We start from the raw sequence: 10,610 nt of genomic DNA, 5'->3' as shown, positions 1-10,610 counted from the left end.
GTACAACTGGATTCGACCGCACCAATTTAATGGTGGGCTGCCACCGGCTCAGGCCGAGAAAAAACTTAACGTCGTGTCCGGGATTAGTTGACCACTACATGGGTGCGCTATGGGTGCAACCGTGTGGAACTTATCTGACTAATCGTCATAAAAGTGAAGCTAGCTCTGAGAGTTCTGCCGCTGGGATATTCTTTAGTCCGAGCAGCTCTACGAGCCGTTTGCCTGTACCGGATACAATCGCCTCAGACGGAAGTACGAGGTTGATTTCGTACACAAAGCCTCCCCGGCCGTGCTCCTTGCTGAAGCTGATAAGTAGCTGTCGCTGATATAGGTACAGAGCTTGCTGAGCCGCGTCCATGGAGTCTGCGTTAACGGCCCCTCCTTCCGCCCATAGCGTATCTCTGACTTTAAATTTGTCCGTTTGGCTGATTAGGCTCATCAGGCAGAACTGCCTGTAAGTCAGTGCTTCAGCGATGCTCAGGAGATAGTTTGCCTCCGCGCGTTGCACGTAGGGAGCAAAAACGAGGTTTGTATAGAAGTTGGCAAGGTATGGGAGTTTGAGCTCTTCATGCTCCTGCTTAGCGTTTAGTAACACTCCTTCAAAGAGCTCTTCTGCTGGGGACGGTGACTCACCATCCCCTTCAAAAAAGTTGTCGTCTCTTTTTTGCTCCCAAAGAAGTCGTTCGCGAATTCCGTCAATGGCGAGGGCTGCCACACCGGCGACACGCTGTTCTTCGCGCGGTGACAGGTACCTTTTTGCGATATCGTCCAGAACTACCACGCAAGCTTCCCCAACCGCTGCGCCGATAGCGGCCCCCGCTACGGTTCCGGCTGGCCCGGCCAGCGATCCAACGGCCCCTCCGACCGCTGCGCCACCAATTTTGCTGCCGTGCCCTAATAGCGTTAGATAGTTTTTCACTGCGGCCTCTAATTTATTTGGTGGTTAGCTAGATATTTGATCTCGGATGCGAAGCACTGTAGTAGTCGAGCAGCTTGCGTGCCTTGCTGTGGCGCGAATGCCCAGGCCGGCGCTGAGCAGCTCGGTGACACGCTTGTGCAGATCGGCGTCAACCGGCCGCCCCTGGTACTTGCCGGCGGCCTTGGCCTTCTCGATGCCTTGGGCCTGCCGATCACGGCGCTGCTCGTAGTCCTTACGGGCGATGGCGGCCATCATTTCCACCAGCATTGAGTTGATGGCTCCCAGCATCCGCCCGGTGAACTCGTCGCCCTTGGTGTCCTGCATTCCCTGGTGGCTGGTCGGCAGATCGAGCGCGACGATGCGCAGGCCCTTGGAGTCGATAGCGGTCTTGAGCTTTTGCCAGTCCTCAACCGGTAGGCGGGAGAGACGGTCTATCGACTCCACCAGCAACACGTCACCCTTGCGGGCATCCTTGAGCAGGCGCAGCAGCTCCGGCCGGTCGGCTGTGGCGCCGCTGGCGTTCTCCAGGTACACGCTGGCGATGACCTTGTTATGGTCGGTGGCGAACTGCTCAAGCGAGGCGCGGGCGCGGCCGGCGTCTTGCTCTTCGGTGGATGCTCGGAGGTATGCGCGGATGAACATGATGTGTGCCTGTATCAGTTAGGGCGTTCTACTAATACTGTTGCACTATAGGTGTTACTTATCAAGCGAAAAGCACGGAAAAGGCAAAATATGCCTGTATCTGGATAGGCATACCCTAAAAATTAACGACAGAACAAAGCCAATTACCCATACCCGGATTGACGCGCAGCCGATGACACCGATTGGAGAAACTGAGGACTACCTGGTTTCTGTATTTGTCAGAAGCCATTCCAGCCAGGAATGGCGAAGTATTGAAAGCAACCTCCTACTTCACTTCTCCACTGACGCGTCTTTCCAAGACCTAGGCAACAACTTTGACAGGTAAAAACGATCCCAACCGGTCGAGCGTGACAGGCCGAAAACGGCCAAAAGCTGCCAGTCACCTCAAGCCAGTTCAAACCAGACTACCCCACTAGGCGGTATCGCCATACCTAGGCCTCGCCTAGTCGCTCACTTAGTCAGCAAAACATCACCATATGCAGTCATTCCAAGCGAATATTGCGGACGATCACCGAGCCTATGGGCGACCTCCTCGTTAGCCTTTTTTACCGCCTGGAGAACTGTCGAGCCTGCTTCCCACTCCCGAAGGAATGGCTCAAGCCAGTTGTAGGTCACTTTTACGTCCAGCGGCCAAGGCGAAGCGATAACTACACGGCAGCCTTTGTCCAAAAGCAGCTTGGGCAGACCTACAGTTGTATTTCCCCAAGGATGCTTGTCAATTCGGCCTCCGCTGCATACGAAGAGAATCACCACCTCAACTCCTGCAAGTGCAGCGGCGAGTGCTGTAGGTGCCTCGAAGAGGCTATCCTCATCCCGAATACTGTGGATGTACCGCCCCTCTGCGGTCAGTCCGCCATGCGCAGTAATCACTGCAAGCTTGGCATCTGACATGTCAGGCGGAAGCTGTCGTCCATTGTCGACGATGAATCCAAAGTCATCGAAGGTGCCACCAAGTCTTTCCAGCGCCCTGCCAAGTGTACCGTTTGCCTCAGGGCCTTCTTGAGTAGAGATCCAAGCTCTATAGGCTGTTTTGCCACTGCGCTCAGTGGCCCTCGCCATTGAGAGCCAAGTAAGCGAAGGCATCATCCCTACCGCTGTTGTGGTGCCCAAGAGATATGGGAACTTCCCACCCTCAGGCGTCACTGGCCCGAGGTTCACGGTCAACTGCTGTATCAACGGCTCCGCTATCACTAAGAGCGACTCGGGTGCAGGAAGCCGCACATCTAACCGCTCCATCGTGATAAAGAACTCATCATCTCCGTCGGCCGCATCAACATAGCCATATTTGCGAGGATAATCCTCGAGCCACGTAAGCATCCGCAAACGGAAGGAACGGTCATGCCTAGGTTGCTCAATGAACTGAACGAGTCCGTTAGACACATGAGTTACAACAAGCTCGCCGGCACTGTCCAGCCCCAGGAAAACCACATCTAGCCCCTCGCCGTTAAGCGACTTAGCGTAGTGGACCGGCCAACCGATTTGCATGGCAGGAGGGTGCGCTGGCAATGCAACGGCGTGATCCGCGAGAAGCTCAACGGCTAGCGCTTTGTCCTCCGCAGAGGCAGGCCGACCCACCCGGTCGCTCAATAGACGACGAGCCGCCACGCCAACAATTTCAAAATCACCGGCGGCATCCGCTGCATAGAGTGCTCGCTGCACTTGATTGAACATCGAGGTAACGTCCGCCGCAGATGGCGCGTCAGATGAGACAGTTTCCACCAATTGAGAAACCTGCCGACCTAAAAGCGCGAGCCCGGCCTTCAGCAGGTCAAGAGTGCTTTCGTCCACATGTACAGCTGCTGCTTTGGCTTTCTGAACTGCCTGCCCCAACATGACGACCAAGGGAAGTAGCAAGCTTCGGTCAGTCATGGCGCGCTCACAACCGTTAGACAACCCACTCACAATCGCTGCGATTTCTTCATTCTGGTTGCTGCCGGCCTCCATTAGTCGGAGGCTCATTTCAGTTGCGACGATTCGCGGATCGTTCTCCGCATCAAGGTTCAGATCGCCCGCTAGCTTTTTCAATGTTGGCAAAAAGCCACGTGCCATTGGGAATAACCCAAGGTCTCGTAGAATGCGGATTGCGGTATGAACCTCTTGCCATAGATCGGCTTTGCTCACCGGGGCATTCGTTGCCAAAGCACATGCAAGCCCGACTAATGCCTCTGCCATATTGCGACAGCGGTGATAGGTATCTGCGAAGCCCAGCCAAGTCAGCCTCTGGCGGAGCGCACTTCCCTGCCCCATCACTAGAATTTGCTCGGCTAGATTTCTCGCTCGTTGAAACTGCCCGGCTGCAGCACAATTTCCAGCTACGAGGCGCATGGCGCGCAGATCTTCATTTCGCTCACTGGTTGCATGCGGACTTATCGCACAAACTAGTAAGGCTAAGGTCTCCAAGAACCTAAGATCGACATCCTCGCCTTTCGGCGCGCTCATAAGAATCATCCGGACAAGAAAGCGGATCGTCTCGTCGGGATAAGGTACCAATTCCGCAGGTAGGACGGTCACCCCGAACTCCGCAGCACCATGGGTACCCAGCCATTTCAGTCCATTCTCGATACACGCTTTAATTTCGCTCTCGTCCGGTTCGACGCTGCCCCCCTTATCGCGATCTGACGTATGCGCCTCTTCATCCGATGTGGCAAGCCTCACACCATCCTCGGCAATATCCAACATCGTTGTGGCAACCATGGGAATCCCGATGTCTCCGCAGGTGTCCACAGAGAGCAGTCGTGAAAGCTGAGATCTAATGCTTCCGTCCCCTGGATGGAGGGCCAGGAAACGTATCGCCGCCAGCAGCGGGACACGATAATAATCTCGCTCGTTCCGACTGACCTGTTCCTTCAGCATTAAGGAGCGTACCGACCACAGTACAACCTGAGTCGCCTGGCGACCGTACAGATCAGACGTCGTAATTTGGCTCGCAATTTCAGCTGCATACCGAGACTGACCGATGCTCCAGGCGTGCATGGAACAGCAGATTGCAGCGAGCTCCAACCAGTCCGTGCCCCATTCCCTCGCCAGCTCTATGATCCGCTCGTAGTCTGGCCCCTGCGACACAACGGCGCTCAGTATTCCCAGGTGTTTTTCAGTGAAGCCTGCCGTAGTAAAGGCCTGCCCTTCTTCTATTTTAGAGGAGCAGTTCCACAGTAAGCGGCGATCACGGTTCTCTCGTAAGCGATCCGAACCTGGATACATCTGGACGAGACGCGCGTCGTAACGCTCGATTAGGTAGTTATCCTCAATAAGCGTCGCTAACTCGAGTCCTTGCTCGATCCAAATGACGCTAGATACGAGTTCAGCATCGTCAGGCAAGAGTTTCAGTGCGAGCGAGTCGTCCCCGCTCTTATGAGCCAACCACGCCAACTGGACCTGGCTCGATGGCTCTAACACCGAGATATGTGGCAGTAGCTGCGTGATGGTGGCGATTGCATCGCCATGCATTGCCGCCCGAGAGAACAGCTGGGCAAGCACGTGGTACCGGTTTACCTCAGACAACTGAAGGCTATCGATCTCAGTAATGGCTACCGAAATTTCCCCGCCTAGCGCGAGAGCAAGCCACCTATGTGCACGCCGATCAACCTCTTCCTTTTCATCGTGATCGAGTGCTAAGCAAGCGACGTAGCAATCATCAACGGCAACTAGCTGCTCAGTATTGTGCTGCCGAGTGGCCGGGGACTCTTCAACATGAACTATGGCATATCCATCCATGCCCTTCACTGCAGCCACGCACCGCCGACATAGAGAAGCCACATGAGGTACCCAAAGGTCCTCTGATGTCAGAACAGCTGAGGCCCCAAACGCGCCTGGAGACTCGATGTCCAGGTCTCGATAAATGCTGGCTGAGGCAACCGCCACTAGCCGCCGCGCGCCTTCCTTCAGGACGGACGCTGCAAGGTCAGCCGTATCAAGAGTGGGGCAATTCAGGACGCGTACTTCCTGTCTCAAGTACTCGAGCTCCTGCGCACTTGGTTCAGAACCACGCAGAAATTTCGTACCAGCAGCCAGGGCATCAAACACAGCTACGTCATTCAAGCTGGTCGCCGAGGCCGGCGGCAAAATGACGGTGACACCAGAAAACGGTCTTTTGCCGTTTGCATCGGTCAGGCCCATCAAGAGCGCAATGACTGTTCGTCCAATCACCTCTGAAAACGAGCCTCCTTGTATGAGGTCTGCGGTCCCGAAGTTAAAGCCTTTGGCGAATAGCACTTTAGGGTCATATCCCTGAACGTTTGCCGCCTGTGAAATTTCCGCCTCATTCATAACCTACTTCCTTGTAATACGACGACACAGGGTACTAATGCTGATCTCAGTTAATGCAGGCATGGTGCAGAAGAAAATCAGGGAAAGGCATGGCGGTGCTCAAATACAATGCACCTGGAACGGGATGTCGATACATGCCTTTGCAAGCTCAGACATGATCATGGAATCCGCCTTCAAGTCTGTGATGATATGCACCGTCGCAAGCGGATACATTTGCTTGGCTAGGCGCACGCCCCGGGTGAAGAGCTCAACACTTTCACTACCGGCAAACAGCCACGCGCCGACCGCATTCATGTCGACCTCTAGGGGGCCAGTTGAGGGTAGGCAGATGACTTTATGGGACGTTAGTAGGTCGCTATGCAATTGCCCAACCTTGTCTCGAAGCGCGGCCAGTCTCGCCTCCATGCTTGATGAACCATCAATGATCAGCACGGGCTGGGGTTGAACTTCAACTTGTGAGAATTCGTTGAGCACGGCCGCTAGCGGTGCTGCTAGGGTATGCCGCGTCTGTGGTCTGAACTCTTCGATTAGCGTGTACTTGTGGGGAAAATCGACGTTGTCGTAATTCACCAGTACCAGTGCGCCGTCTATGGCGACGGCATCAGCATAGGATGCGGCCACACCATCAAAATAGCGTTTCTTCAGCGTCTTTAACGACTCATCGTCAGGCATCTTGTGTTGCTTGCATTCGATGATAGCGGCCACGTCATCTGGCTGAATCACCGTCGATGTACCACGGACGACCACGATATCCGGCTGTACATTTTTGCCGGCGCGACGCAGATAGGACGGTTGGTAGATGATCTGGCCAAATGGGAGGCTCTTGCGCTCGGCGACTACTACCGTTTGCCCCAACTCAAGTAGTGCCGCACCTGTCGGCGAGCGATTGAGCTCGAATCCGCGTCGCGCAAACAGCTGTAGCGTAGTGACCAAGCACCAAAGCTCGTAGATTTGCCAACGATGGCGCCAGAATGGCAAGTCAAGGATGTCTTCGGCCTTGAGATTGGGGGTACATTGATTCAGCAGTGGCTGTAGATGTGCAAAGGCATGCATATCCCAGAGCGATAGATTCTTGATGGCCCATAACGTGGGTACTGCATCAGCCGTCCCCCAGTAGCCGCTTTTTTCCAGCCCTTGGTCGCGCACGCTTTCGCATAGGTCGTAAATCCTTGAAGCGACACTTTTGGGCATCGCATCTTTAGGCTTAGCTGGCAGCTTGGCTGGTCTCTCGTTGGGTCTGTTTTCCTGATAGTTCCTGCAAGCGTCAGCGAAGCCATTGCAGAGATTATTGAAAGCATTACTTTCTGGTACTTGCTCAAGTAGCTGGCGATAGCGCCGAAAGGCCTCGAAATTGATCGTGACTTGGTCACCCTTAATATTGAAATTCCAACTGATGTCGAGGGTATTCTTCGACGTCTTCGTCATGCTGCGCTCGCAGTAATTCCAGATGTCTTGGAACATGACCGAGAGTGGTTCAAGGACCTCCAGCATGGCCATCAGGTACTGTTGGGCGCTGATAGCCTTGCTCTCGTCGGAAAGAATAAAGCTCTCATCCGGAATGCTCAGCTTGATCGCCAAGGCTTTCAGCAGCGCCTCGTCGCGGGGATTTCTTCCATAGCCTTGCGCCACCGCGAGCTCATTGCTGTACCAGAGCGTCCGATGGATCTGCGCGCACGTTTCTATCATGGGGTCCTTTCCGTGGGAGTTGACTGCAGAGGCCAGCCTAGACTAGCAAAGAGCCTTGCACCATCATTTCACATTGAGCTCTCCCATGGCTGGTATCGGCCGAGGCTGTGTAAAAACGTTTTCGAACGCGACAGGTACTCAAAATCGGACTAGAAATCGCGCATCTGCGCGAAATCCACATCTGCTGACGTGCCGATAAATTTCAGATTTAACGTAGACGCGCGCACTTCAATTTTGACAAAGCGTTTTTACACACTCTGGGCCAAAAGCAGTCGACCATGACCGACAGCAATCGGACCAGAAGCGAACGCGCACCGCCGCTGAGATGCTGCCACCCAAAACGGCCGTGGACAGCATGGTGGCAAATTGGTAGCTTAAAGTGGCCCGTGTTGAACATTGAAAGGATATCGAATGTCTCTAAAAGATTTATTAGAGCGAGGCTATTTCCCGAAAGAGTTACCTAGCCCTCCGTTCACCACGACGCCCTTTGCAAATATTGTTGCTGCAACGACCGGCCCACTTCCTGCAGATTTCGCGAATGGAGCGGATCCAAAGTACAAGCAGCTGCCGACATCAAAAATCGCTAGATACTCTCACGCCCGTGGCGGACTATTACGACGCAAACTGGGAATATGTAATCCCCTACACTACTATCTCCTCGCCAAGGAAATAATTGATAACTGGGCAATTATATCTCCCATGGTTTCTGGAACTGCCATTGCTGCAACTGCACCAGAATTAAAAAGCTTGGGTCGGGCAATCGAAGGGCGGCACTCCCAGGGTGCGCGGGCAATGCTTGCACAAAAGAATCGTTTGGGTAGAAGATTTTTATTAGAGACGGATATCAGTCGCTTCTATAGTAGCATCTACACTCATTCGATACCTTGGGCTCTCCATACAAAGGCTGCCGCCAAGATAAATCGCAGCCGAACGACTTTACTCGGAAACAATCTAGATTACCTTGTGAGAATGGGGCAGGATGGACAAACTATCGGAATCCCTATCGGCCCTGACACATCACTGGTTTTAGCAGAGCTTCTTATGCAGCGATGCGATGCTGAATTAATCGCAAGAGTACCGAAGCTAAAAGGACACCGATTCATTGATGATTATGAGTTAAGCTTCTATACCAGAACGGAAGCTGAAGATGCATTTCATTTACTTGAAAGAGCGTTGAGCGATTATGAACTGGCTTTAAACCCAAAGAAAACCAAGGTTCTTGAGCTGCCTGTACAATTTGAGGCGTCATGGGTCACCGAACTTCGAAGTCATAATATTCGGACATCAGCATCTGGCCAGGCAGTGGACATGGAAGCGCTTATAAATAAGGCCTTTCATTTGCATAAGCTATTCCCAGGTGAAGCAGTCTTAAGTTACGCAATCGCAAAACTTAGAGTAGTAGCACTACTCCCGAACAACTGGGAATTATTTCAGCAGCTGTTGCTTCTTTGTGTAACGCCAGAGCCAGCGACATTTCCCTATGCCATTGATCTAATTATCAAATGGGTAAACGCCGGCTTTGCTTCGGTAATTCCAGAATTACATGAGGTCGTAAACTCGATAATTACTACTCACGCGCCATTAGCGCATTCCAGCGAGGTTTCACATGCGCTGTGGGCGAGTATCGCCCTCGGAGTCACACTCACGACGGAGGCCGTAGCCGCACTGTCGATGGCAGATGACTCGGTGGTGGCGCTGATGGCGCTAGATTGTGAGAGCAGAGGACTTATGTCGGCAGTGCTCGACAAGTCCAATTGGCAAACCCATATGACCTCGGCTGGACTATATGAAGAACACTGGCTTTTGTCCTATGAGGCGAATATTAAAGGGTGGCTGCCTTCAGTAGGTGGAGGTGATCATGTTGCAGACGATCCCAATTTCGGATTCTTAAAGGCATCTGGTGTCTATTTCTACGACACGACCCCTTTGGTCGCGTTTCCTATTCCGGCTCCGACACTACCAACTCAAATATCTACATCTACAACACACTCGCAATGAGTGCGAACAATGATGATATGTAATTCCTCATCGGGTGGTCGGCCAATCCAGCTCAACTATTAGAGCTTACTCAAGTAGCTAATGGTTTAAGATAAGGAGTCAAAACACACGTAACCCCCAGCATATCCAAAATAAACAAAATTTGAAACATAATGAATGAGACTGGAACCATATACGGTATAGCATAAATAGTACCCGTGCGAATTCGTTGATACCCTCTCGAGATACCAGTTATATGATAATCATCCTTCATCTCAAGTGAGGCTAGTGAGAAATCCACCCGAGTATGATTTTCAGAGTCAGTAGATATGAGATTATACCGGTCATGAAATTTGTCGAGTGGAATGCTTATGCCGCTTAACTTTGACTGTTTTATCTCTGTCCTGAGCTCTCTAATCAATTCTTTTATCTTGTCCCCACACTCATTTAGAGTTTGAGAGCGAACTTCATATCTAGCAGTAGAATTTATGACCGAATAAACTAAAACCGCTACTGCGAGAAAAATCTGCAGCATGTTCAAAACCTTAGAGCCGAATGCAATACTCACATCTGAATTCTGCACCAAGGGTATGAAAATCAAGCCTAGCGACAGCATGGTAGTAGTAAAAAACGAAAAATTACTTTGCCTTTTTAATCGCACAGAAGCATTGAATCTGCATCTGGCGGTCACGCGCATGCTGTTCAAAAGTTTCTCCGCAGGATCATCTATATTTTTTTCTATAGGACCCAGGCTAAAGACCCAGGACAAGATTGTAGCAGCCGCACCCCTAACGCTTTTTAAACACATGAAGATCTTCTTTATTAGATTAATCGATTGTGAATTATTAGTTATGCTTGATTAGGCATGAAACGCTAAACGAAAGGTTTTAGGAGGTGTTCACGTCTTACCGCCCTATGAGTCGATCCTGAATAAGAGTACTTTGAGCGGCCGCTTCTGGCCAAGAGCTGCCCGCCGTGAACGGCTGCTTCTGGCCAGAAGCGGTTCATAGTCTGTTCAAGAGTAAGCGCCTCATAAACCCCACATACCAAACGATGGGCTTAATGGTTACCGTGGCATCTCTGGCGAGCAGTTCCACGGCAGCAAGGCTTCGAAGTCTTC

At 52.2% G+C, this 10,610-nt stretch carries 6 protein-coding genes; 1 reads left to right on the top strand and 5 read right to left on the bottom strand.

Annotation, left to right across the window (positions count from 1 at the left end; genetic code table 11):
- Positions 1-145: 145 nt before the first annotated feature.
- The 4 genes from ACZRJ6_RS26030 to ACZRJ6_RS26015 all read right to left on the bottom strand — a co-directional run bounded on the left by ACZRJ6_RS26030 (position 146) and on the right by ACZRJ6_RS26015 (position 7,513).
- The gene (locus ACZRJ6_RS26030) at positions 146-919 is read right to left on the bottom strand and encodes a hypothetical protein (RefSeq protein WP_463970651.1); all 774 of its coding nucleotides are present in this window, start codon (positions 917-919) and stop codon (positions 146-148) included.
- 24 nt (positions 920-943) lie between these two features.
- Positions 944-1,561 (bottom strand): recombinase family protein, encoded by a 618-nt coding sequence (locus ACZRJ6_RS26025; RefSeq protein ID WP_463970650.1) that lies wholly within the window; start codon positions 1,559-1,561, stop codon positions 944-946.
- Positions 1,562-2,011: 450 nt separating this feature from the next.
- Positions 2,012-5,827, bottom strand: coding sequence for a CHAT domain-containing protein (locus ACZRJ6_RS26020; protein WP_463970649.1), 3,816 nt, complete (start codon positions 5,825-5,827; stop codon positions 2,012-2,014).
- Positions 5,828-5,926: 99 nt separating this feature from the next.
- On the bottom strand, positions 5,927-7,513 hold the full coding sequence (locus tag ACZRJ6_RS26015) for a hypothetical protein (protein WP_463970648.1): 1,587 nt from the start codon (positions 7,511-7,513) through the stop codon (positions 5,927-5,929).
- A 411-nt stretch (positions 7,514-7,924) separates the two neighbouring features.
- Between ACZRJ6_RS26015 and ACZRJ6_RS26010 the strand changes: the two genes are divergently transcribed.
- Positions 7,925-9,511 carry an RNA-directed DNA polymerase gene (locus ACZRJ6_RS26010; RefSeq protein ID WP_463970647.1) on the top strand — a complete coding sequence of 529 codons (1,587 nt, stop codon included), beginning with the start codon at positions 7,925-7,927 and terminating at the stop codon, positions 9,509-9,511.
- 70 nt (positions 9,512-9,581) lie between these two features.
- On the opposite strand, the gene ACZRJ6_RS26005 is transcribed toward ACZRJ6_RS26010, so the two are convergent.
- Complete coding sequence (locus ACZRJ6_RS26005) at positions 9,582-10,298, bottom strand: SLATT domain-containing protein (RefSeq protein ID WP_463970646.1); 717 nt, start codon at positions 10,296-10,298, stop codon at positions 9,582-9,584.
- Positions 10,299-10,610 lie beyond the last annotated feature (312 nt).

It is taken from the genome of Pseudomonas sp. C321, from assembly GCF_055407105.1.
Note: the sequence above shows the minus strand (reverse complement) of the source record. Positions and strands in the feature narration are given on the sequence as shown.

Coding starts and splice junctions, on each gene's coding strand:
- ACZRJ6_RS26015 (WP_463970648.1), bottom strand. CDS start 7,513: ATGATAGAAACGTGCGCGCAGATCCATCGGACGCTCTGGTACAGCAAT.
- ACZRJ6_RS26005 (WP_463970646.1), bottom strand. CDS start 10,298: ATGTGTTTAAAAAGCGTTAGGGGTGCGGCTGCTACAATCTTGTCCTGG.
- ACZRJ6_RS26020 (WP_463970649.1), bottom strand. CDS start 5,827: ATGAATGAGGCGGAAATTTCACAGGCGGCAAACGTTCAGGGATATGAC.
- ACZRJ6_RS26010 (WP_463970647.1), top strand. CDS start 7,925: ATGTCTCTAAAAGATTTATTAGAGCGAGGCTATTTCCCGAAAGAGTTA.
- ACZRJ6_RS26025 (WP_463970650.1), bottom strand. CDS start 1,561: ATGTTCATCCGCGCATACCTCCGAGCATCCACCGAAGAGCAAGACGCC.